Origin of the sequence: Micromonospora sp. NPDC007208, assembly GCF_042869175.1 — a bacterium.
Lineage (GTDB): Bacteria > Actinomycetota > Actinomycetes > Mycobacteriales > Micromonosporaceae > Micromonospora > Micromonospora foliorum.
Map to the genome: position 1 here is coordinate 367,045 of NZ_JBIAFG010000005.1, position 21,993 is coordinate 389,037.

The window sequence follows — 21,993 nt, forward strand, 5'->3', positions numbered from 1 at the left end:
GTCCACAGGCATCGACAGGTCCGATTGCTGTGCGGTACGGTCCGTGTGCCGTGGTGACGGTGGCAGCACACTGAGTGATGGATCACCCGGGAGGAGTCGGCCGATGCCGCGGGGGGAGATCGACGAAGCCTGGATCGAGGAGGCGGTGCGACGCTACCGCCGGATCGAGTCCCTTCAGGCCGAGTTCGACCAGGCGGTGTCGACCGTCGAGGTGACCGTCCGCTCGCCGGACGGCCTGGTCGAGGTGGTGGTCACCGCCGGCGGACGGATCACCGACGTCCGGTTCCTCGGCCCGCTGCACACCCGCAGCCCGCGCGACGTGGCCGGTTCCGTGCAGGCCGCGGTCACCGCGGCGGCCGACGCCGCCGAGTGGGCCCGGGAAAAGCTGCACAACGAGACGTTCGCCGCCTACCGACCGCTCGCGGGGGCCTGAGATGGACACACTGCGCGCGCTCTCCGCCCGACTGGACGAGGCGAGCGCCACCCTCACCCTCGTTTCGCACACCGTCACCGCCAGCGATCCGGCCCAGGCCGCGTTCGGCGCCGACGCGCCGGGCCGCCCGGGCGAGATCGGTCGGGCGCTGCACCGGCAGTGGACCACCGCCACCGACGACCGGGCCCGGGAGGCCCGCGCCGCCGCCGGCCGACTGGCCGCCGCCGCGGCGGCGGTGCGGGAGGCCGCCGACCGCTACGCCGAGGTCGACCGGGCGGCCCGCCGCCGGCTCGCCGGGGAACCGTGATGGACGCGCTGGACCGGCTCGCCGAGCCCGGCCTCGACCTGCTCCGCCGGGTGGACACACTGATCGCGGCCGGCGTCCCCGAAGGGCACCGGGTCTGGCCGCTGCTGCGCCGCATGCAGGTGCTGCCGGGCGACGCGGTCCGCAGCTTCCTCGACCTGCACCCGGTGCCGCTCGCCAGCGCCGGCCACGCGGTGCGCCGGCTCGTCCGGGGGTACGACGAGGTCTCCACCGCACTCACCGACTCGGTGCTCTGGTCCGGCCCGGCCGCCACGGCGTACGGGCAACAGCGGGCGGCGCTGCTACGCCACCTCGACGAGGGGCCGGACAGCCTGGTCGGGCGCCTCGAATCCACCGCCGGTTACGCCGACGCCCTCGCCGACTGGGTGGAGGGCAGCCGTCTCGCGCTGGCCCGCACGTTGGCCGACGTGCTCCGCTCGGCCGAAGCGGTCGCCGTGGTCGCCGCCACCGGCACCGGCGCGTCGACGCGCCCCGGGCCGGTCGGGCCCGGTGTGGCCGACGCGGCCGAGATCGCCGCACGGGTGCTGGCGGTGCTCTGCGTCGCGTACGACGGCGCCGAGACGCTGCTGCGACAGTGGGCGCCGAGCCTGGCCGAGACCGCGTGGCGTCCGCCCACGGACGGGCGACCCCGCTACGACCAGCCCACCCGGGTCGGCTGGTAACCCGGGCCTCGTTCCGCCGGCCGTGGCCGCGTCGCCCCGGCCCTCGGTCCCCTGACCGTGGCGGCGCTGCCCTGGATCGCCGTCCTCCGGCCGTGGCCGCGTTGCCTCGGACAGGCCACGGCGTCGCTCGCGGGCGCCTGGCCGGAGCCGGCGCCCACGGCGACGCCGTGGTCTTCCCCCTGCACCCCCCGCAGGTCTGCCTCCACTCAACGCCGCCGAGGCACGTCTTGTCTCCTGCCCGGCACCGGATTCAACCGTCCGGGCGAGGAGCAACGGCACGACGGGACGCCCGGCAATCGGTCAAGTCGACGGTCATGAATGGCAGCGGGGCGTAGCCGGCCGCTGCGCCGTACGCCGTGACCCGTCGTAGGGTGGGGGGATGGGCATGCTCTGCGCGGTCAGCTTCAACCGGTACGGGCGCCTCTACTACCTCGACCCCGGTGAGTTGCGCCCGCAGGTGGGCGACCGGGTGCTGGTGCCCACCGATGACGGGCCCGAGGTGGCGGAGTGCGTATGGGCCGCGCAGTGGGTGACCGAGGACACCGACGGTTTCCCCCGCCTGGTCGGCCTGGCCGGCGACGACGACCTACGCCGGGATGAGGCGTTGCGTCGGCGTAAGGCCGAGGCGAAGGTGGCCGCGAAACGGCTGATCCGATCGCACGGCCTGCCGATGAAGGTGGTGGCGGTCGACCATGTGCTCGGCTCCGCCGAGAGCGGCGGTGAGCGCAGCACGGTGTACTTCACCGCCCCGCACCGGGTGGACTTCCGCTCCCTGGTCCGCGACCTGGGCGCGACCCTGCACTGTCGGGTGGAGCTGCGCCAGCTCTCCGCACGCGACTCCGCAAGGGTGCAGGGCGGCATCGGCTCCTGCGGTCGGGACCTGTGCTGCGCCACCTTCCTCACCGACTTCGAGCCGGTGACCATCCGGATGGCGAAGGACCAGGACCTGCCGCTCAACCCGCTGCGCATCTCTGGCGCGTGCGGCCGGCTGATGTGCTGCCTCAAGTACGAGCACCCGCTGTACCAGCGTTTTCAGGAGACCGCCCCGGCGGTCGGCAGTCGGGTCTCCACCCCCGAGGGTGACGGCCGGGTCGTCGGCCACAGCGTCCCGAGAGACGCGGTGACCGTACGCCTGGACGCGGACGGCTCCCGCTGCTCCTGCTCCCGAGCCTCCGTCTGCGCCCCACGCCAAGCCCACGACCAGCACTACACCCCCTAACCCCGCCCCACCCCGGCCTTCCTCCCACCGCCCGGCGCCCGGCGCACGGCGCCCGGCGCCCGGCGCCCGCCTCCCAGCCCAGTTGATCAAGAAGTTTGCGTCAGGAATCGCGTCCAACGTGACGCAAACTTCTTGATCAACTGGGTTCTGTGGGTGGGTGGGTGGGATGGGATGGGGTGGGGTTAGTGCAGGACTGTGGGGGGTTCGGTTAGGTGGGGGGTCAGGGGGGATTTGGGGATCAGCCAGCTTTGGGTGGGGGATTGGTCGGGGTTCACCTGCCAGTCGCGGGAGACCCGGTCCACCCCCAGCGGGTAGATGGTCAACGTGCCGTCCGGGTCGATGCGCAGCCGCAGGAACGACTTGGAGTCCTCGATGCCCTGGCCGGCGAAGAGTTCGTTGACGTTCACCCCAAACGAGCTCGCCACCAGCAGGTACGCCGCCACCAGCTGGCTGGCGACCAGACCGATCACCGGGCCGTAGAGCACCGCCGCGGCGGCTGCCGGCAGCGGCCACGGCCAGTCGTAGAACGGCAGCGCCAACCAGACCCAGGTGCCCGCCGCCGCCAGGGCCACCTGCGCCACGCCGTGGCCGACGCCGAGGATCCAGTGCCGTGCGTGGCGCTTGCCGCTCGCGCTCGGCGGCTTGGCGAACAGGGCCGCCGCGATCACCGTCACGAGCACCATCAGCACCAACGGGACGCTGAACAGCCGCTGGTTGGTGCTGTCGGCCCAGTTCGCCGTCGCACCCGCCATGGCAAGCATCAGCAGGGTGTGCAGGGTGCCGAGCAACGTGGTGAAGCCGGGATTGCGGAACGGCAACCGGGGAAAGATGCCCCAGCCGTAGCGGCGGGACCGCGCGGCGTCCGGGTAACGGGCCACCAGGTCGTACGGCTGGGCGGAGCTGGCCTTGCGGGCCAGCGTGTCCCGCGGTGGCACCTCGATCCGCTCCGGCAGCTTGTGCGTGGGGTAGAGGTACGCTCCGCCACCACCGCACGTGATCAGCTGCCGGTCCGGCCCGGAGTAGCGGGCGTAGTGGTGCAGGTCGCCGGAGAGCAGCAGCCGCACCCGCGCCCCGGTCGGGTCGATGATCGTACGGATGAAGTAGTCGATCGAGTCGTACGCCGTGGGGTTGTCGGCGGCCTTGACCCAGGTCGGCGCCGGCGCGGCGATGATCACCTTCGACTCCGGGCCGAGCCGCCGGGCCACCTCGTCGAAGTAGGCCAGCTGCGGGTCGTCGAGGTACGAGCCGGACTGGTCGTCCACGCCGAGCAACCACCAGCCGGCCGGCAACTCCACCGCGAAGTACGACCGGGACTGCCCGGTGCCCCAGCCCGCGAAGTTCCGGTCCCGGGAACGGACGAACAAGCGTAGGAACGCGGTGAGGCCGTCGTACCAGTCGTGGTTGCCCGGCACCGCGAAGAGCGTGGGCTTCTCGACCGGCGCCACCGGCAAGGCGGCCTGGTAGGGGCCCTTGCACCGGTCCTCGTACGCGGCGTAGGCCGCCGACGGGTACACCTGGTCGCCGCCCATCACCAGGGTCTGCGCCCGGGGCAGGCGGTGCCCGTCGACGGTCAGCTCGGGCTGCGCCAGCAGGTACGCCACCGAGTAGGTGGCGTTGAAGCCGTCACCCAGGTCGGCCACGTAGTCGAGCCACAGCCCGCCGTCCGCCCCGACCTGGCGAAAGACGCCGTCGCCGAACGCGTTCTGCAACTCGCGCTTGTCGAGGTACGCCCCGAACAGCACCGCGAGTAGCGTCCGGATGCCGGTGCTGATCAGCAGGAACGGTGCCAGCCACGGCACCGGCTTGCGCGGCGTGAAGCCCAACTCCAGAGGATCGGTGCTGCGCGGCCGGTGGGCGGCGCGTTCACCGGCCGGAGCGCGGTCAGGGCGTTCGGTGGGCTCGTCCGGACGGTCGGGGTGGTCGCGTTCGTCGCTCACCCGCCGCAGCGTAGTCCCGGACCCGATCATCCGCTGTCCGGTAAGCGTCCAGATGGCGGCCGATGTCCGGTTGGTGCTGGCCGGGGCGACGGGGGTATCCCGTTCGGTCGGTGCCGCCAGGGTGCCGTACACTTGCTGATCGTTGCCGCCTTAGCTCAGTCGGCTAGAGCGACGCACTCGTAATGCGTAGGTCGACGGTTCGATTCCGTCAGGCGGCTCGGTACGGAAGCCCAGGTCATCGGCCTGGGCTTCTGCCGTTCCCAAGGTCGACAGGCACGCACCACCTGCCTGACTGATCCGTCCCAGCGCACGCACGACAGTCGGCCTTGGTTCCTCGGTCGTCCTGGTTGCGGCCGGTGACATCTGAGTGCCTGGGGGCCCACTCAAACTCAGGCAGGGAACGAACCATCGCTGCCAAGACGCCATGCACGAGGGGAAGGCCGCCCAACTCGCTGATCCCGACCCAGGCGATGTCGTCATGCTCGTCAGGTGCACGGTTGGTCGGAGTGCCGACCCAGTCGCCAATGTGCCAGACGCCGACGTGAAGGGCGTCCTCGCCACTGCCGGCATGCAAGACGCCCAACCGTGAAGCGGACTCCGCCGCAATCTGAACCCCGAGCTCCTCGTGCATCTCCCGCGCGAGGGCTTGCAGCTCCGACTCACCCGCTTCGACTTGCCCACCGGGCAGATCCCAGACATCCGGGTAGGCCCGTTTGGTCGGCAGGCGGTGTACCAGCAGGACTGCGCCGTTTTCCACGAGTGCGCCCGTAACGACGACATGCATGACGGGATTGGAGCACAGGGATAGGACAAGCTGGCTCCGCCAGAGGGGACGAGATGCCCCGTTTTGCTGGGGATCTCACACACTTCCTCCGCCGCGTAGCGGCGGTCCGCATCAGCTGCCTCTTACCGCAGCATGTCGGCGTCGCCCGTCTCCTGATCGACCGCCACCCGCAGCGGCCATCCGAAACTCACGACGTGGCAACGCCGCGCACCGGTCACGGTCATCACCTGCTCGACGGTCACCCCCTGCACGCTCGGCGGTTCGCGCAGATCCTGACGCTCGGCGAGGCGGCCGGCCAGGAATCGCATCGCGATCTGGACCGCCTGATCAGTGTCAACCACGAGACGACGGTACGGAGTGGAGGTCCAACCTGGCCATCCACGGGCCGTCGCCCCGTCCCCTCCGTCACGGTCGTGGGTTCGTTGGGGCTCGGCCACCGCGGGTGACCCGAGGGTCAAATGTTCAGTAGGCCGCCGTTGCGCAGGGCGTCGTCCTTGATTGCGATGAGATTCGCGGAGACGTACGGAATGTTGTGTGCCTGGTGCCATTCGCTGGGGAAGTAGGTGACCAACCGAGACGTCTGAAATCGGCACTTGATTTCAGGTACGAACCGAGAATATTTGGCGTCCGTGAAGTACCAGAAAGAGTTTTCGTTGTAGAACGCCATGTGGGTCGGATCCTGGTAGGCACCTCGGCCGTCGGTGCTGGGGGTCAGCGACAACAACATCCCGTTCGGTGCGAGCAGTCGGTACAGCTCGTTGAACAGAGCGATCTTGTCCGGGATGTGTTCCAGGAAGTCCACCGCCCGGATGACCCCGACGCTGGCACCGCATGGCGAGGCCTGAGGTCAGCCGCGCGCTTCCCGCCCCGGCGTTGTCTCTGAGAGTGCGGCAACCACCCGGGGCGCCTCGCGTCGGCCCTGGTCGCGGGCCGCGGCCACGAGCGCGGGCACGACGGACTGGTCCATCACGCTGGTCCCCTGCGCTCGCTTGGAGGCCGCGTCCCGGAGCAGCAGCTCCACCCGGCGACCCGTTCCCAGCGCTGCTCGCTGCTTGTCGATGCGCGCCCACGGTCCGATCGCGGCAGTGCTCGGCGCGAGGGCGATGACCGGGCCGTTTCCGGGGGCGAGGTCGAGGTTGAGGGTCGAGCGCATGCCGCCATCCATGTAGTGGCGGCCGTCGATGGCGACCGGGGCGGCGGAGATCGGCATGGCGCAGCTCGCGGCGACGGCGTCCACCAGCGGGACGCCGTCGTGCCGGGTGATGGTGCGACTGGCGCCCGTCCCGGTGTCGACGACCACGATGCGCAGGTCGACATCGTCCTGCCAAACGTGGTTGGGCAGTCGTGCCTCGGCTATCCGGCGCTGCCGGGACGGGTCGTCGATGCGTGCGGAGAGGGCGAGTCGACCGAGGCGGCGAGCGGCCTGCTCGGGGCTGCGCGCGAACAGTTGTGCCCGGGCGAGCCGAAGCAGATCGAGAAGGCCCAGTGCGGGTGAGGTCTCGTGGGCGACGCCGCCGCGCTGGCGCTCGAAGAGTTCCGGCAGTGGGGTGCCACTGGCGAGCTGGGCTCCCACGACGGCACCGGCGCTGGTGCCGATGAGGACGGCCTCCGGGGTCACGGTCACGCCCTCGTCCGCAAGCCCGGCCAGGATGCCGACCTCCCAGGCGATGCCCGCCACTCCGCCGCCACCGAGCACCCAGACGGGCCGCGCGTCGTCCGTCATCAGTCGCCTCATTCGGGGTGGAATACTGCTAACGCTGTACGCAGTTAAGGCTAACAGCGGTGCCGGAGGATTGACAACGGGTGATCAGGGCTCGCGTCGTCCGACGATGATCCCGCCGAGCCGGCTCTCCGCCGAGGTGACGGTGGTCTGCGATTCGACTGTGAACCCGTTCTGACGCAGCCAGGCTGCCATCTGGGCTGGCTGCCGACGATGGACGTGCACGTTCATCGGATGGCCGCCGTAGCCCTCCGTCTTGAGGGTCGTCTCGTCGCCCACGTGAAAGCCGAGCAGCAGAGGGCCACCGGGGCGCACCACCCGCCGGAAGTGCGCGAACACCGCGCCGATCTGGTCGTCCGGGATGTGGATGAGGGAGTACCAGGCGACCAGGCCGGCGACCGAGCCGTCCGCCAGATCGAGGTCGGTCATCGAGCCGACCTCGAACCTCAGCTCGGGGTGATCACGGCGGGCCACGTCGATCATTCCGGGCGAGAGGTCGATCCCGAAGGCGTCGACGCCGAGCGTGTGCAGGTGGGCGGTGATGCGCCCCGTCCCGCAGCCGACGTCCGCCACCGGCCCGTCGCCGGCGCCCCGCAGGCGCTCGGCGAACGATGCCAGAGCGGCTCGTTCGTGCGGCGCCTCCGCCAGGAGGTCACGTACCAGGCGCGCGTAGCTGACCGCGACCGTGTCGTAGGAGGTGCGGGTCGCTGCCAGCCAGTCGTCATCGTCCACGTGGCAACGCTAGAACAGCGCCCCGGCGACCGGCCGATGTGGAGAGAGGGGGCGGTGGGAGTGTCGGTGCTGGTCGATATGGTCCGGCGGTGACCGTGACCACCGATGCCCCCGGGACGTTGCCCACCCCCGCCGACGAGGCCCGGCTGTGGGCACTCATCGAGGCGGCCTGGGCCGAGTTGGGCGCCGAGCCCCTGGCGCTGCGGCAGGCCCTCATCGAGCGCGACCCCGCCGATGACGGCGGCGACGATGACGGCCCGTCCTATGCGATCGACGCCTGGCTTGACGCCTTCCTGGGCCAGCTCGGGCAGTTGACCGCCGAGTTGACCGGGCAGGAGTTGACCGATCTCGACCGGGTGGTGGAGCGCAAGCTGCACGACATCGATCGGGAGGACATCCACGAGGTGACCGACGGCTCGGACGACGGCTTCCTCTACGCCCGAGGTTTCATCGTCGCCCTCGGCCGGGAGTACTACGAGGCGGTCCGCGCCGACCCTGCGATGGCGCTGCTGGACGCCGACTGCGAAGGCATGTGCTACCTCTTCGCGCACCTGCACAACGACCGGTTCGGTTCGTGGCCGGAGACCGGCTCGGGGATCTCCCGGGAGTCGTTCGGCAACCCGGCCGGCTGGTCGGCCTGACCGGCAGGGGCCGCGCGGCGAGGATCGGGATCAGACGTAGATCTTCGTGGCGTACTCCGGGCCGTAGTGCCGTTCCAGGTCTTCGAGGCTCTCCGTCGGCGCCTCGACCTCCTTGATCAGGCGTGCCCGGGACGGCAGTGCCTCGGGCTGCCAGGTCTCCGGCCGCCACAGCGCGGACCGCAGAAACGCCTTCGCGCAGTGGTAGAAGATCTGCTCGATCTCCACCACCACGGCGAGCACCGGCCGGTGCCCCTTGACCACCATGTCGTCGAACCAGGGCGCGTCGCTGACCAGGCGGGCCCGTCCGTTGATCCGTAGCGTGTCGGTCCGCCCGGGGATCAGGAAGAGCAGCCCGATGTGCGGGTTGTCGAGGATGTTGCGGTAGCCGTCGGCGCGCCTGTTGCCGGGCCGCTCGGGCAGCGCGATGGTCGTGTCGTCCAGCACCAGGGCGAACCCGGCCGGGTCGCCCTTGGGTGAGACATCGCAGCTGCCGTCCGCGCCGGCCGTGGCCATCAGGCAGAACGGCGAGGCGCCGAGCCACTCGCGGTCCCGCTCGTGCAGGCGGGTGCGTTCCTTGTTGGCGGCCCGCGCGTTCGGTACGCCAAGCAACTCGCGCAACTCCTCGTGCGAGGTGATCTCCACCGTCACGTTGATCCTCCCTCAGGCGTTGAGCCGGTGGCGGGCACCACCGTCGTCAGCCTAGGCCGCCGTGACCAGCGCGAGGTTTGTGCCTGGTTGCCGGGGGTACGGCCTCACCCGACGCGCTCGCCGCACGAGACCGTTCCGCAGGACGCCGACCAGTGGAGGCCGGAAGATGGAGAGCCGACTCAAGGTGCTGGGTCATCCAGTCCATCCGATGCTGGTCATGTTCCCGGTCGCGCTGCTGGCCACGGCGGTGCTGTTCGACGTGGTGGACACCGTGGGTGGTCCCGACTTCCTCGGCGAGGTCGCGTACTGGAACATCACCGTCGGTCTGATCGGTGGCCTGCTCGCCGCGGCGGCCGGCTCGTTCGACCTGCTGGCGATCCCGACCGGCACCCGCGCCAAGCGGGTGGGTCTGCTGCACGCGGGCGCCAACGTCGCGGTGATCCTGCTCTTCGCCGCCGTGTGGGCCGTGCGGCTCAACGCGGATTCCCGGGCCGCCGGCGGGGCGCTGGTCGCCATCGAGGTGGTCGCGCTGGCGATTCTCGGCATCAGCGCCTGGCTCGGTGGTGAGCTGGTCGACCGGCTCGGTGTGGGCGTCGACCGCGATGCCGGCCTGGACGCGCCCAGCTCACTACGGCCGCCGGCGGCCACCCAGCGGATCGGAGAGGTGTGATGAGCGAGCAGCAGTTTGGCGGCTTCGGCCGGGGCTGGCGGGGCGGCCGACAGCAGGGCTGGGACCCGATGGGGGAGTTGCAGTCGCTGCGCGCCGAGCTGAGCCGCCTGGTCGGCGGTCGCGCCGGGGCGTCGGACGTCGAGTTGACCGAGACCTCGGACGGCTGGGAGGTCGTCGTCCGGCTGCCCGGGGTGGCGCCGGAGGAGGTGGCGGTCGAGCTGGACGACCGCGAGTTGTGCGTGCGGGCCCGCTCGGAGGCGGAGGTCAACGCCGACCAGGGCATCCCTGGCGGCTTCGAGACGCGCGGCTTCGAGTACCGCGTCAACCTGCCGTCGCGGGTCGACCCGGACGCCATCGACGCGGTGATGGACCACGGCCTGCTCCGGGTCCGCCTGCCTCGGGCGACCCGGCCCACGCCGCGCACCATCACCGTGGGCCGCACCGGGCCGCGCTCCGGCGACCTCGCCGCGGGTACGCCGATGCCTGCCGATCCCGCCGCGGACCGGGAGCTGCACCGCCCGGACACCGTCGGCGAGATCGACCGGCCGTAGCGGCCGGGTGGTCACCCCGTCCCTGCTCGGCCCGACCGCCGAGCGCCTTTCCGACGTACGGCGCATCGCCGTGCTGCGCGCCAACGCGCTCGGCGATTTCATCTTTGCCCTGCCGGCGCTGGACGCGCTGCGTAGCGCGTACCCCTCGGCGGAGATCGTGTTGCTCGGTGCGCCGTGGCACGCGAAGCTCTGGCGCGACCGGCCCGGCCCGGTGGACCGGGTGCTGGTGGTGCCGCCGGCACCCGGCATCCGTAAGCCGGACCCGGGCGAGGCGGAGTCGTCGATGGACGACTTCGTGGCCGCTGCCGCCGGTGCCAAACTCGACCTGGCGGTGCAGATCCACGGTGGGGGTGCCAACTCCAACCCGCTGATCAGTCGGCTCGGTGCCCGGTTGACCGTCGGCCTGCGCACCGAGGACGCGCCGCCGCTGGACCGGTGGCTCCGCTACGTCTACTACCAGCACGAGGTGATCCGCTACCTGGAGGTGGTGGCGCTGGCGGGAGCGCCAGCCACCACCATCACGCCGACGCTCATGGTGACCGACGCCGACCGGGCCGAGGCCGCCCGGGTGCTCGGCCCGGCCGACCGGCCCCGGGTGGCGCTGCATCCGGGCGCCACGGACACCCGCCGCCGCTGGTCCGCCGAACACTTCGCCGAGGTGGCCCGAGCGCTGCACGAGGACGGCTACGAGGTGCTGGTCACCGGCACGCCCTCCGAGCAGGAGGTGGTGGACCGGGTCGTCGCCGCCGCGCAGGTGCCGGTGCGACCACAGGTGGGCACGCTCAGCCTGGGCGGGCTGGTGGGCTGCTACGCCGACTGCGCGTTGGTCGTCTCGAACGACACCGGTCCGCTGCACCTGGCCGCCGCCGTGGGTGCGCCCACGGTGGGGATCTTCTGGGTCGGCAACCTGATCAACGGGGCCAGCCCGCTGCGCGGCCGACACCGGCCGATCGCCTCCTGGACTGTGCACTGCCCGGTCTGCGGGGTGGACTGCACACCGGGCATCTATCCGCACCGGCCCGGCGACGGTGAGTGCCCGCACCGGGATTCCTTCGTCGACGACGTTCCGGTGATCGAGGTGCTGGAAGCCGCCCGGGAGTTGCTCACCCCGTAGGTCAGGCCGGCTGCGGGGTGTCCTCCTCGGCGAGGACGACCTCCCAGGCCTCCACGTCCCGTTCGGTGACAGTGGTGGGGGACTCCAGGTGGTACGCGCCGCTGGGCAGGACTCCCGCGCCGCCGTGGCGGGACATCACGGCGAGCTGCGCGGCCACGTCCTCGCCCTGGTGCTTCTCCTGCACCCGACGCCAGAAGTCGAAGCCACCGGCGTCGACGAGCTTGGCCCGGTCGTAGAGCACGCACCCGCCGATCCAGGAGACCTTGTACGCCCGCCACGCGCCCGGCGGCAGCGCCAGCTGCTCGGTGATGTGCAGCAGGTTCGCGGCGGAGTGGATCCGGGCCCGGTTCCACTCCGGGGTGTCGGGTCGGATCCGCTCCGGTGTGGGCGGGCCGACCCACTCCTCGTAGTGGCCGTGCGACTCCGGCCGCACGTCTTCGGTGTACGAGAGCCCGTGCACGCCGTTGCCGACGAACCCGCAGCCCAGCTCCCCGATCGCGGTGACCAGTCGGTGCAGGGCACCCGGTTCCAGCCAGATGTCGTCGTCGAGGCTGAGGACGTACCGGGCGGCCGAGGCGGCGAGCAGGTACGCCCGGTGTTCGGCCAACCCCCGCCGGGGCAGCCGGCGGGTCAGCAGCACCGGGTGACCCCTGTGACGCAGCGCCCGGACCATGGTGGCCGCGGCGGGATGCGTGTACGCCGGATCCCCGTCGGACTGATCGCTGACGACCACACCGAAGCCGGGTACGCCGTCCTGGGCGGCGAGCCCGCCCAGGGTGACGGCCAGCTCGGCGGGCCGGTTCCGGGTTGGAATCAGCACGTCGACCAGCCGGTCGGCGCGGAACTCCTCCGGGGATCCGGGGTCGAGGGGGCGGTTCACGACGCCTGGGTACGGGAGCTGAGCGACGGGTCGGGCTCCCGGTCGTTGGTGTGTGGCGACGGGTCCTGGCTGTGCGACCGGATCCGCTCGATGATCGCGGAAGTGGACCGGTCCGGCACGTACCCCAGGGTGCGCACCTGGCCGCCCAGCCGGCGCACCAGCGGCGCCTCCGGCACCAGCTCCGGCGGATAGTCGCCGCCCTTGACGTACACGTCCGGTCGGACCGCCTCGATCAGCGCCGCGGGTGAGTCCTCCTCGAAGACCACCACGTGGTCCACGCAGGCCAGCGCGGCCAACAGAGCGCCCCGGTCCTCGACCGGGTTGACCGGCCGGTCCGGGCCCTTCAGCCGTCGTACGCTGCCGTCCGAGTTGACCGCCACGATGAGCAGGTCGCCCAACGCGCGGGCCTGCTCCAGGTAGCGCACGTGCCCGCGGTGCAGCACGTCGAAGCAGCCGTTGGTGAAGACCACCGACCGTCCCGCCTCGCGGTACTCGGCGACGATCGCGTCCAACTCGTCGCCGTCGACAAGCGCGGGGTGGCTCGTGGTGTCGGTCGGCTGGTCCAGCGCGGCGAGCAGGTCGTCCCGTCGGCACACGCAGGTGCCGGTGTCCGAGACGGTGATGGTGGCCGCCAGTTGGGCGAGCTGGGCCGCGGTGGGCAGGGGCGCGTCGGCGGCCAGGGCCAACGTCATCGCCGCCAGGTACGCGTCGCCGGCACCCACGGCGTGGCTCGCCGGCACCGGGGTGCTGTGGCTGCGTCGTGGCTCCCCGTCGGCGCCGCCGACCACCGCGCCCTCGGTGTCCAGGGTCACCGCGACCACATCGGCTCCGGTGTGCGCGCGCAGTTCGGCCAGGCGCGACTCGGCCAGGACGGCCCGGTCGACGCCCTCTCCGGCCCGGGTGTTCACGGTGACGCCGGTGCCGGTGACGCTGAGCCCGTCACCGGTGAGGGCCACCCGTCCCTCCCCCGGGGTGGGCTCGCCGACCGGTCCCGGGCGGTCGGCCCGGGTCAACTCGGCGGCCGTGTCGTCGGCGTGTGCCCCGCCCGGGGCCGCGCCCACGGTCATCTCGGAGGGCCCGTCGGCCGGGTTGCCGTCCGGGTGTTCCAGGTGCAGTTCGGTCCCACCGGTCGGTCGGGTCGTACCGCCCGCGCGGGCCAACAGTCGGGTCGCCTCGGCGAAGCTGGGCGTGACCACTGTCGGCGCGAGGCCCCGCCAGTCGGCCAGGTCGTGGGCGTCCAGCGCGACAGTGGCGTACCGCTGGCGGTTCTCCACCAGCCACGCGCGGACCGGCGCGGACAGCGCGCCCAGGCCGTAGTCGCACACCACCAGGGTCGGCGCCTCCCCACCGGCGGCGGCGCGCAACTCCTCGGTGGCGCAGCTCAGGGCGGTGAGCAACCGGGCCACACCATCGTGGTCCAGGGCGTCCTCCGGGTCGCCGGAGTCCTCCCGCAGCAGGATCTGGTTGCCGGCCAACATCCGCCGCTTCACCGGGGTGGGCCGCCCGGGCTGGTTGACCGTGCGGTCCCAGACGCTCGCGCGGTCCAGGCAGTCGTGCAGTTCGTCCCCGGCGACGTCGGCGCCGACCGGTGCCACCAGCACCGCCCGGCCGCCGAGGGCGGCGACGTTGACGGCGGTGTTCGCGGCCCCACCGGCGGCGGAGATCCGCCGGCGCAGGGTGAGGACCGGGGCGGGCGCCTCCCGGCAGAGCCGGTCCGAGTCGGCGAACCGCCATTCGTCCAACATGGCGTCGCCGACGATCAGGACGGGGCGTCCGAGCCAGCTCTCCACGACGGTGGCGAGCCGGCGCTGTTCCGCTGCTGCTCCTGCCATGCCTCCCCGGGTCCCCAGCGGCCTGGCGGACAAACCTGGGTGGCGGCCGGTCCCGCCGCCGGTCAAGCCGCCTTCGGTGGCGCCTGACCGGTCCGAACCGGTCCGGACCTGTCCGACCTGTTTCGGTCGGTCGAGGGCGGGAAGGGGATTGAGGTACCCCCGGAAAGGAGATGTACCGAGATGGCAGCGACATTGCAGGGCAAGCGGATCGCCTTCCTGGCCGCCGACGGCGTCGAGGAGGTCGAGTACGTCCAGCCGCGCGAGGCGGTCGAGAACGCCGGCGCGACGGCCGAACTGGTCTCGCTGAAGCCCGGTTCCATCCAGTCCTTCAACCACCTGGACCACTCCAAGACCTACGACGTGGACGTGACAGTCGACAAGGCCGACGCCGCCGGCTACGACGCGCTGGTGCTGCCCGGAGGGGTGGCGAACCCGGACTTCCTGCGGGGCGACGCGGACGCGGTGCGGTTCGTGAAGGCGTTCTTCGACGCGGGCAAGCCCGTCGGGGTGATCTGTCACGGCCCGTGGACGCTCATCGAGGCGGACGTGGTGCGCGGTCGGCGGATCACGTCCTGGCCCACCCTGCGTACCGACCTGACCAACGCCGGAGCCACCTGGGTGGACGAGGAGTGCGTCACGGATGGCAACCTGACCAGCAGCCGCAAACCCGACGACCTCCCCGCCTTCTGCGCAGCAATCACCAAAACCTTCACTGCCTAACCGCCCCCACCCCTCTTCCCCTGTTGATCAAGAGGTTTGCGTCATGAAACGCCGCGCGCGTTGACGCAAACCTCTTGATCAACGCCGCGGGGCGGGAGCGCGAGAGGGGCGGGTGGGAGTTGGTTTTTTGGCGGGTTGGCGCATGTTCTGCGGCTCGCGGGATAGAAGGGCACATGACCACCGAAGCCTCAGATGCGCCGGTGCTGAACCGTCAGCAGATCCGGCTGCTCATGTTCGGCCTGATGACCGGCATGCTGCTGGCCGCACTCGACCAGACCATCGTCGGCACGGCGCTGCCGACCATCGTGGGCGAGTTGGGCGGGATCAACCACTACTCCTGGGTGGTCACCGCGTACCTGCTCGCCTCGACCGCGTCGACGCCGCTCTACGGCAAGATGGCCGACCTGTACGGGCGTCGGCCGGTCTTCCTCTTCTCGATCGGCACGTTCCTGCTCGGGTCGTTGCTGGCCGGGCTGTCGCAGAACATGACCCAGCTGATCGTCACCCGGGGTATCCAGGGTCTCGGTGCCGGTGGTCTGCTGACGCTCGCGTTCACCATCATCTCGGACGTGGTGTCACCCCGGGAGCGTGGTCGCTACCAGGGCCTGTTCGGCGCGGTCTTCGGGATCTCGTCTGTCGCCGGGCCGCTGGTGGGCGGTTACTTCGCGGAGACCGACTGGCGGTGGATCTTCTACATCAACGTGCCGCTGGCGATCCTGGCCATCGTCGTCTGCTACCACGTGATGCGGCTGATCCCGTTCGAACGTCGGGACCACTCGATCGACTGGCTCGGCGCCGGCCTGCTGGTGGCCGGGGTGAGTGCCCTGCTGCTCGCGCTGAGCTGGGGCGGCAACGAGTACGCCTGGGGTTCCGGCGTGATCATCACGCTCTTCGTGGTCGGTGCGGTGCTGGGGGTGCTCTTCGTCCTCCAGGAGGCCCGGGTGGCCGAGCCGATCCTGCCGTTGCGGCTGTTCAAGAGCGCCACCTTCGCGCTGGCCAACTCGGCCCTGCTCGTCATCGGTCTGGTGATGTTCGGTTCGATCATCTTCATCCCGCTGTACCTGCAGATCGTGAAGGGCGCCTCGCCGACCCGCAGCGGTCTGCTGATGCTGCCGATGATGGCCGGCATCATCATCACCTCCATCCTGACCGGCCGCGCGATGACCCGGATCGGCCGCTACAAGTGGTTCCCGGTGGCCGGTTCGGTGACCCTCCTGGTCGGCATGTTCCTCTTCACCCAGTTGGAGGTGACCACCTCGCTCTGGCTCGCGTTCGGGTTCATGGTGGTGATCGGCGTCGGGCTGGGCCTGTGTATGCAGTCGCTGATCCTGGCGGTGCAGAACGCGGTCTCCGTACGCGACCTGGGGGCCGGCACCTCCTCGGCGACCTTCTTCCGGTCGCTGGGTGGTTCGTTCGGGGTGGCGATCCTCGGCACGGTGCTCTCGTCCCGGCTGACCAGCGGGCTCGCCGACCGGTTGCCCGGCGCGATCGCGCAGCTTCCGCCGCAGGAGCAGGCCGCCGTGGCGGCGAGTGGCGGCACCAACATCTCGATCAACGACCCGGCCACCATCCTGGCCCTGCCGGGGCCGGTACGCGCGGCCATCCAGGGCGCCTTCGTCGACGCGCTGGACATGGTGTTCCTGACCGCCGGCCTGATCGCGATCGTGGCGGTGGTGGTCACCCTGACGCTGCCCAACACGCAGCTGCGGGGCGCCGGCCCCAAGGGCGCCACCGGTGGCGCCGACCCGCTCGGCGGCGAGGCCCCGGCACCGGGCGGCAAGCCGTTGACACGCGAGTCGAAGGAGGAGGCCGCCGCGGACATGGAGGCCAAGTCCCAGACGATGATCTGAGCGCCTCGACACCGACCGCCCCGGACCGCTCCGGGGCGGTCGGTGGTCAGGCGGGGCGGCGGTAGACGCCGTACCACCAGGTCGCGGCCAACTCCCGGGCCGCCGCCGCGTCGGTCTCGGGGTCGGCCGAGGTCGTGCTGACGTGGTCGGCCAGGAAGCGGTCGCCGCCGACCACGATCAGCCGGCTGGCCGTCGTCACGTCCACGTCGGCGGGGGTACGCCCGGCCTGCTGCTCGGCGCGGAGCACGTCCACGGTGCGGGCCACGAACTGCTCCAGCCCGGCCGCCCAGTACTCCCGGACCGCCTCGTCGTACGCGGCGACCTCGCTGACCGCGGCCAGCACCGGGGCGTACGTCCGGTATATCCGGATCACGTCGGCGAAGATCTCGGTCAGCCGGGCGAGCGGGTCGCCCGGCTCGCCCGGGTCCCATTCGCCGGTGCGGTCGAACGAACTTTCCCGCATGGTGCCGGCGAGGCGCATGAGCAGCTCGCTCTTGTCCCGGAAGTGGGTGTAGAAGGTCGACCGGGCTACGCCGGCCTCGGCGGCGATCCGCTGCACGCCGAGGTCGGTGAAGCGGGTCCCCTCCTTGAGGAGCCGCTCGGTGGCCGCCAGCACCCGCGCTTCGACGGCCGCACGTCCGTCGGGGTTGCGCGGGCGGCGGCGGGTGATCGAGGGCATAGCCGGAATCCTAGGTGGCCGGGGGTCGGGTCGGCGACGTACGCTCGTTGCCGGACACAGTGTCCGACATAGTGACCACGGAGTGCCTGACCTCGGCCTCCGACCCACCACGAGGAGCAACACACGTGAAGTACCGACTGCTGGGCACCACCGGGGTGTACGTCTCGGAGATCTCGCTCGGCGCGATGACCTTCGGCGGCAGCGGGCACCCGCTCTGGGGCACCCTCGGTGGGCTGGCGCTGCCCGAGGTGCAGCGGCTGGTGGACACCGCGCTGGACGCGGGCGTCAACTTCGTCGACACCGCCGACGGCTACAGCGACGGCGAGAGCGAGGAACTGCTCGGCAAGGCGCTCGGCAAGCGGCGTCGGGACGTCGTACTGGCGACGAAGGTGCACTCCCGGACGGGCCCCGGCCCGAACGACGTCGGCACCTCCCGGCTGCACATCATGCAGAACCTGGAGGACAGCCTGCGCCGGCTGGGCACCGATCACATCGACCTGTACCAGATCCACAACTTCGACCACATCACTCCCATGGAGGAGATGCTGCGCGCGCTCGACGACGCGGTCCGGCAGGGCAAGGTCCGCTACGTCGGCGCCGCCAACTTCGCCGCCTGGCAGATATCCAAGGCGCTGGGCATCTCCGCCCGGGAGAAGCTGGCCGGGTTCGTCTCGGTGCAGGAGTACTACTCGCTGCTGGGCCGGGACGTGGAGCGCGACGTGGTGCCGATGGCGCTCAACGAGGGCGTCGGGCTGACCGTGTGGAGCCCGCTCGCCGGTGGTTTCCTCTCCGGCAAGGTCAGCCGGGACGGCGCCGTCGCCGACAGCGGCGCGCGCAGCGCCCAGCCCGGTTACGCCAGCTTCACCCCGTTCGACCCGGAGCACGCCTTCGGGGTGGTCGACGTGCTCAAGGGCGTCGCCGAGCGGCACGGGGTCAGCCCGGCCCGGGTGGCTGTCGCCTGGCTGCTGTCCCGGCCGGCGGTGACCAGCGTGATCGTCGGCGCCCGCAAGGAGGAGCAGTTGGTCGACAACATCGCCGCCTCGGACCTCACCCTGACCGTGGAGGATCTCACCGAGCTGGACGAGGCCACCAAGCTGCCGGTCGCGTACCCGAACTGGATCCAGGAAGGGTTCTTCGCCGGGCTCCGCCTTCCGCAGTGAGGCACGGCCCCGGGGTCGGTGACCCCGGGGCCGCCCTACTTGAGGATGAGCCGGTTGGTCTGCTCGAAGACGTCCAGGTCGGCCAGGGTCTCGATGACCGAGGTGGAGAGCGGGGCGGGGAACCGGTCGCGGGCGAAGAACCCGGCGTCGGTGGTCTCGTCGGTGACCCGAGCCAGTTGGCCGTCCCACTCCTCGACCTTGAACGCCGTCGTGAACACCTGGTACGTGTGGCCGTACATGTTGGTGCTCGTGCGGTCCGGGCCGGTGTAGAGGGCGAACGCGCAGACCCGCAGCGCGCGTAGCCCGGTCTCCTCACGGACCTCGCGTACCGCGCAGTCGGCGATCGACTCGCCCAACTCCATCGCCCCGGCCGGCATGGCCCACTGGCCGTTGTCCGAGCGTTTGATCAGCAGGATGCGTCCGGCGTCGTCGTTGACCACGGCTCGGGCGCCGACGAACATCAGCGTCCGGTCCCCGGCGAGCGCGCGCAACTGCCCCACGTATGAGTCGGCCCAGGAGATGCTCACCTGCGACAACTTACGGGGGTTCCCAACGTGTGACCGCCGACACTAGCTTGTTACCCATGCGTAGCACGATGATGGACGCCCCTCTGCAGATCTCCCGGATCCTCGACCACGGTGCAGGGGTGCACGGCACGGCCGAGGTGGTCACCTGGACGGGCGCCGAACCCCGCCGGATGACGTACGCCGAGGTGGGCCGTGCCGCCGCCCGCCTGGCCCACGCGCTGCGCGACGAGTGTGGGGTGACCGGCGACGAGCGGGTCGCCACCTTCATGTGGAACAACAACGAGCACCTGGTCGCCTACTTCGCGGTGCCGAGCATGGGTGCGGTGCTGCACACGCTCAACATCCGGCTCTTTCCCGACCAGGTCGTCTACATCGCCAACCACGCCGAGGACCGGGTGGTGCTCGTCGACAGCACGCTGCTCCCGCTGCTGGCCCGGGTGATCGGTGAGCTGACCACGGTGCGGCACGTCGTGGTGGTCGGCGGCGGCGACCCGGCGCCGCTGGTGGCGGCCGCCGGTGACCGGATCACGGTGCACCACTGGGACGCTTTGCTCGCCGACCGGCCCGACACGTACGACTGGCCGGAGGTGGACGAGCGGGACGCCGCCGCGCTCTGCTACACCTCGGGCACCACCGGCAACCCGAAGGGCGTCGCCTACTCGCACCGGTCGATCTACCTGCACTCGTTGCAGGTCTGCATGCCGGAGGGTTTCGGTCTCGGGCCGACCGACCGCGAGTTGGCCATCGTGCCGATGTTCCACGCCATGTCGTGGGGTCTGCCGTACGCGGCCTTCCTCTCCGGCGCGTCGCTGATCATGCCGGACCGGTTCCTCCAGGCGGCGCCGATCGCCGAGATGATCGCCGCCGAGCGGCCCACCCTGGCCGGCGCGGTGCCGACCATCTGGACCGATCTGCTGGCCTACCTGGACACCCACGACGTGGACACCTCCTCGCTCGGTGAGGTGATCGTCGGCGGCTCGGCGTGCCCGCCGGCACTGATGCACGCGTTCGACGAGCGGCACGGGATCAACGTCATCCACGCCTGGGGGATGACCGAGATGTCCCCGCTGGGGTCGGTCTCGCGTCCGCCCGCCGGTGCGACCGGCGAGCAGGCGTGGCGCTACCGCTACACCCAGGGTCGGGTGCCGGCGGGCGTGCAGGCGCGGATCGTCGGCCCGTCGGGCGACCCGATGCCCGCCGATGGCACGGCCGTGGGCGAGCTGGAGGTCCGGGGGCCGTGGGTGACCGCCCGGTACGTCGGTGACGACGCCCCGGACGAGGAGAAGTTCCGCGACGGGTGGCTGCGTACCGGCGACGTGGGCACCCTCTCGCCGGACGGGTACATCACGCTTACCGACCGCGCCAAGGACGTGATCAAGTCCGGGGGTGAGTGGATCTCGTCGGTGGAGCTGGAGAACGCGCTGATGGCCCACCCGGCGGTCCTGGAGGCGTGCGTGGTCGGTGTCCCGGACGAGCGCTGGGACGAACGTCCGCTGGCCACCGTGGTGGTCCGGGAGGGCGCTTCGGTGACCGCCGAGGAGTTGCGGGACTTCCTGGCCGGGTCGGTGGCGCGCTGGCAGTTGCCCGAGCGCTGGGCCTTCATCGACACGGTGCCGAAGACGAGCGTGGGCAAGTTCGACAAGAAGGTCGTCCGTTCGCGGTACGCCGGGGGTGAGCTGACTGTCCGGGAGCTGACAGCCCCGTAACGTTTTCCCCGGCACTGTCGCCTGTTGGGGCGGGAGTACTCCTGAAACAACCCTCCCCAGAGGGCGGCCCCGGCGTTCGCACCGCGCCGGGGCCGCCCGCTTCACGCGGGGTGACCCGCACCGTCATTGTTGCGAAAGTTGTTCGCTTCTGTCCTGCTGACGGGGAAATCGGGTGGTCCGCGACCCGATCAGGCGTCGCTGGTGGTGATGAGCACCTTGCCCACCGTCGCATCCTCGACCGCCTGGTGCGCCGCAGCCGCCTCGGCCAGGGGGTAGTAGTGCAACGGCAGGCCGGCGTCCGCGCCGACCCGGATGCCACCCTGGCTGGCCGCCGCCGCCACGTCCTTCACGCCCTGCGCCTTGGCCGCCTTCGGCTCCGTGTAGACCAGCACGAACTGCCAGCGGGCGTTCGGCGCCATCATCGCCCGGATCGGGATGCTCACCTCGTCCCCGCCGTTGTCGGCGTACATGCAGACCGCGCCGCCGTGCCGCAGCACCTGTACGTCGATCGCGGCGTTGCGGGCGGGGGAGACCTCCACGATCGTGTGGACCCCGTCGGGGGCGATCTTGTGGACCTCCTCGACCACGTCCTGCTCCCGATAGTTGATCACCAAGGAGGCACCGGCCGACGCGGCGAGCTGCGCCTTCTCCGCGCTGCTCACCGTGGCGATCACCGTTGCGTCGGCCCACCGGGCGAGCTGGATCGCAGCGTTGCCGACAGCGCCCGCGCCGCCCTGCACCAGCACCGTGTGATCCGCCAGCGCCCCGGCCCGCAGCGTGTCCGGCATGAACTCGCCGGCGGTGAGACAGCGGTGCGCGGTGAGGAACGGGATGCCCAGGGCGGCGCCCAGCTCGAACGGAGCCGGGCCGAGGCGTACTGCCTGCCGGACCGGCACCAGCGTGTACTCCGCCGTCGTGCCCCACTGTCGCTGCCAGGCGGCCTCCCACACCCACACCCGCTCACCGATCAGGTCGGGATCGACGCCCTCGCCGACCGCCTCGACCACCCCCGCGCCGTCCTGCCCGGGGATCTGCCACCCGTTCGGCGGGGAGTTGCGGCGGGACTTCCAGTCGGTCGGGTTGACCCCCGCGACCGCCATCCGCACCAGGACCTCGCCCGCGCCCGGCTCCGGCACCGGCCGGTCGACCAGATCGAGCACCGAAGGGTCGCCGTTGCGCTCGTACACGATGGCCTTCATCCGT

At 71.3% G+C, this 21,993-nt stretch carries 24 protein-coding genes and 1 tRNA gene; 13 read left to right on the plus strand and 12 right to left on the minus strand.

Annotated elements, in window-relative coordinates; translation table 11 throughout:
* Positions 1 to 103 precede the first annotated feature (103 nt).
* The 4 genes from ACFYL6_RS13535 (at position 104) to ACFYL6_RS13550 (ending at position 2,639) form a co-directional block, all read left to right on the plus strand.
* Positions 104 to 433: a YbaB/EbfC family nucleoid-associated protein gene (locus tag ACFYL6_RS13535; RefSeq protein ID WP_007454690.1), complete on the plus strand. Its 330-nt coding sequence runs from the start codon at positions 104 to 106 to the stop codon at positions 431 to 433.
* A gap of 1 nt (position 434) precedes the next feature.
* Complete coding sequence (locus ACFYL6_RS13540; RefSeq protein WP_358135510.1) at positions 435 to 740, plus strand: hypothetical protein; 306 nt, start codon at positions 435 to 437, stop codon at positions 738 to 740.
* The gene (locus ACFYL6_RS13545; RefSeq protein ID WP_387170925.1) at positions 740 to 1,420 is read left to right on the plus strand and encodes a hypothetical protein; all 681 of its coding nucleotides are present in this window, start codon (positions 740 to 742) and stop codon (positions 1,418 to 1,420) included. The genes ACFYL6_RS13540 and ACFYL6_RS13545 overlap by 1 nt, the downstream gene beginning before the upstream one ends.
* A gap of 379 nt (positions 1,421 to 1,799) precedes the next feature.
* Positions 1,800 to 2,639 carry a regulatory iron-sulfur-containing complex subunit RicT gene (locus ACFYL6_RS13550; protein WP_363609146.1) on the plus strand — a complete coding sequence of 280 codons (840 nt, stop codon included), beginning with the start codon at positions 1,800 to 1,802 and terminating at the stop codon, positions 2,637 to 2,639.
* Between the two features lie 182 nt (positions 2,640 to 2,821).
* Here the strand turns inward: ACFYL6_RS13550 and ACFYL6_RS13555 are convergent, their stop codons facing one another.
* The gene (locus tag ACFYL6_RS13555) at positions 2,822 to 4,606 is read right to left on the minus strand and encodes a metallophosphoesterase family protein (protein ID WP_387171183.1); all 1,785 of its coding nucleotides are present in this window, start codon (positions 4,604 to 4,606) and stop codon (positions 2,822 to 2,824) included.
* 114 nt (positions 4,607 to 4,720) lie between these two features.
* Here ACFYL6_RS13555 and ACFYL6_RS13560 point away from each other — a divergent pair.
* A tRNA-Thr gene (locus tag ACFYL6_RS13560) sits at positions 4,721 to 4,794 on the plus strand.
* 17 nt (positions 4,795 to 4,811) lie between these two features.
* Here the strand turns inward: ACFYL6_RS13560 and ACFYL6_RS13565 are convergent.
* The 5 genes from ACFYL6_RS13565 to ACFYL6_RS13585 form a co-directional block, all read right to left on the minus strand.
* On the minus strand, positions 4,812 to 5,360 hold the full coding sequence (locus ACFYL6_RS13565; protein ID WP_387170927.1) for an NUDIX domain-containing protein: 549 nt from the start codon (positions 5,358 to 5,360) through the stop codon (positions 4,812 to 4,814).
* A 122-nt stretch (positions 5,361 to 5,482) separates the two neighbouring features.
* Positions 5,483 to 5,701, minus strand: coding sequence for a hypothetical protein (locus tag ACFYL6_RS13570; protein WP_387170929.1), 219 nt, complete (start codon positions 5,699 to 5,701; stop codon positions 5,483 to 5,485).
* A gap of 113 nt (positions 5,702 to 5,814) precedes the next feature.
* Positions 5,815 to 6,171, minus strand: coding sequence for a hypothetical protein (locus ACFYL6_RS13575; protein ID WP_387171185.1), 357 nt, complete (start codon positions 6,169 to 6,171; stop codon positions 5,815 to 5,817).
* 36 nt (positions 6,172 to 6,207) lie between these two features.
* The gene (locus ACFYL6_RS13580; RefSeq protein WP_387170931.1) at positions 6,208 to 7,083 is read right to left on the minus strand and encodes a patatin-like phospholipase family protein; all 876 of its coding nucleotides are present in this window, start codon (positions 7,081 to 7,083) and stop codon (positions 6,208 to 6,210) included.
* 84 nt (positions 7,084 to 7,167) lie between these two features.
* Positions 7,168 to 7,812 (minus strand): class I SAM-dependent DNA methyltransferase, encoded by a 645-nt coding sequence (locus ACFYL6_RS13585; RefSeq protein ID WP_387170933.1) that lies wholly within the window; start codon positions 7,810 to 7,812, stop codon positions 7,168 to 7,170.
* An 89-nt stretch (positions 7,813 to 7,901) separates the two neighbouring features.
* Between ACFYL6_RS13585 and ACFYL6_RS13590 the strand changes: the two genes are divergently transcribed.
* Positions 7,902 to 8,453 (plus strand): DUF4240 domain-containing protein, encoded by a 552-nt coding sequence (locus ACFYL6_RS13590; protein ID WP_387170935.1) that lies wholly within the window; start codon positions 7,902 to 7,904, stop codon positions 8,451 to 8,453.
* Between the two features lie 30 nt (positions 8,454 to 8,483).
* On the opposite strand, the gene ACFYL6_RS13595 is transcribed toward ACFYL6_RS13590, so the two are convergent.
* Positions 8,484 to 9,101, minus strand: coding sequence for a pyridoxamine 5'-phosphate oxidase family protein (locus ACFYL6_RS13595; protein WP_387170937.1), 618 nt, complete (start codon positions 9,099 to 9,101; stop codon positions 8,484 to 8,486).
* Between the two features lie 166 nt (positions 9,102 to 9,267).
* Here ACFYL6_RS13595 and ACFYL6_RS13600 point away from each other — a divergent pair, with 166 nt between their 5' ends.
* The 3 genes from ACFYL6_RS13600 to ACFYL6_RS13610 are packed head-to-tail and all read left to right on the plus strand — an operon-like array spanning position 9,268 to position 11,436.
* Positions 9,268 to 9,771 carry a DUF2231 domain-containing protein gene (locus ACFYL6_RS13600; RefSeq protein ID WP_387170939.1) on the plus strand — a complete coding sequence of 168 codons (504 nt, stop codon included), beginning with the start codon at positions 9,268 to 9,270 and terminating at the stop codon, positions 9,769 to 9,771.
* Positions 9,771 to 10,322 (plus strand): Hsp20/alpha crystallin family protein, encoded by a 552-nt coding sequence (locus ACFYL6_RS13605; protein ID WP_387170941.1) that lies wholly within the window; start codon positions 9,771 to 9,773, stop codon positions 10,320 to 10,322. Before ACFYL6_RS13600 ends, ACFYL6_RS13605 begins: the two co-directional genes overlap by 1 nt.
* Positions 10,323 to 10,329: 7 nt before the next feature.
* Positions 10,330 to 11,436 (plus strand): glycosyltransferase family 9 protein, encoded by a 1,107-nt coding sequence (locus tag ACFYL6_RS13610; protein WP_387170943.1) that lies wholly within the window; start codon positions 10,330 to 10,332, stop codon positions 11,434 to 11,436.
* 1 nt (position 11,437) lies between these two features.
* On the opposite strand, the gene ACFYL6_RS13615 is transcribed toward ACFYL6_RS13610, so the two are convergent.
* The gene (locus ACFYL6_RS13615) at positions 11,438 to 12,316 is read right to left on the minus strand and encodes a glycosyltransferase family 2 protein (protein WP_387170945.1); all 879 of its coding nucleotides are present in this window, start codon (positions 12,314 to 12,316) and stop codon (positions 11,438 to 11,440) included.
* Positions 12,313 to 14,148: a D-glycero-beta-D-manno-heptose 1-phosphate adenylyltransferase gene (gene rfaE2 / locus ACFYL6_RS13620; RefSeq protein WP_387170947.1), complete on the minus strand. Its 1,836-nt coding sequence runs from the start codon at positions 14,146 to 14,148 to the stop codon at positions 12,313 to 12,315. Before rfaE2 ends, ACFYL6_RS13615 begins: the two co-directional genes overlap by 4 nt.
* A 180-nt stretch (positions 14,149 to 14,328) precedes the next feature.
* Between rfaE2 and ACFYL6_RS13625 the strand changes: the two genes are divergently transcribed.
* Both ACFYL6_RS13625 and ACFYL6_RS13630 read left to right on the plus strand, forming a co-directional pair.
* Complete coding sequence (locus ACFYL6_RS13625) at positions 14,329 to 14,868, plus strand: type 1 glutamine amidotransferase domain-containing protein (protein WP_387170949.1); 540 nt, start codon at positions 14,329 to 14,331, stop codon at positions 14,866 to 14,868.
* A gap of 173 nt (positions 14,869 to 15,041) precedes the next feature.
* Entirely contained in the window at positions 15,042 to 16,718 is a 1,677-nt protein-coding gene (locus tag ACFYL6_RS13630; RefSeq protein WP_387170951.1) for an MDR family MFS transporter, read from the plus strand.
* Positions 16,719 to 16,764: 46 nt separating this feature from the next.
* On the opposite strand, the gene ACFYL6_RS13635 is transcribed toward ACFYL6_RS13630, so the two are convergent.
* The gene (locus ACFYL6_RS13635; RefSeq protein WP_387170953.1) at positions 16,765 to 17,397 is read right to left on the minus strand and encodes a TetR/AcrR family transcriptional regulator; all 633 of its coding nucleotides are present in this window, start codon (positions 17,395 to 17,397) and stop codon (positions 16,765 to 16,767) included.
* A 125-nt stretch (positions 17,398 to 17,522) separates the two neighbouring features.
* Between ACFYL6_RS13635 and ACFYL6_RS13640 the strand changes: the two genes are divergently transcribed.
* The gene (locus ACFYL6_RS13640) at positions 17,523 to 18,557 is read left to right on the plus strand and encodes an aldo/keto reductase (protein WP_387170955.1); all 1,035 of its coding nucleotides are present in this window, start codon (positions 17,523 to 17,525) and stop codon (positions 18,555 to 18,557) included.
* A 35-nt stretch (positions 18,558 to 18,592) separates the two neighbouring features.
* On the opposite strand, the gene ACFYL6_RS13645 is transcribed toward ACFYL6_RS13640, so the two are convergent.
* Positions 18,593 to 19,084 carry an NUDIX domain-containing protein gene (locus tag ACFYL6_RS13645; protein ID WP_030334282.1) on the minus strand — a complete coding sequence of 164 codons (492 nt, stop codon included), beginning with the start codon at positions 19,082 to 19,084 and terminating at the stop codon, positions 18,593 to 18,595.
* 71 nt (positions 19,085 to 19,155) lie between these two features.
* On the opposite strand from ACFYL6_RS13645, the gene ACFYL6_RS13650 reads away from it, so the two are divergent.
* On the plus strand, positions 19,156 to 20,790 hold the full coding sequence (locus ACFYL6_RS13650) for a fatty acid--CoA ligase (protein WP_387171187.1): 1,635 nt from the start codon (positions 19,156 to 19,158) through the stop codon (positions 20,788 to 20,790).
* Positions 20,791 to 20,978: 188 nt separating this feature from the next.
* Here the strand turns inward: ACFYL6_RS13650 and ACFYL6_RS13655 are convergent, their stop codons facing one another.
* Positions 20,979 to 21,989, minus strand: coding sequence for an NADPH:quinone reductase (locus ACFYL6_RS13655; RefSeq protein WP_387170957.1), 1,011 nt, complete (start codon positions 21,987 to 21,989; stop codon positions 20,979 to 20,981).
* Positions 21,990 to 21,993: the final 4 nt, after the last annotated feature.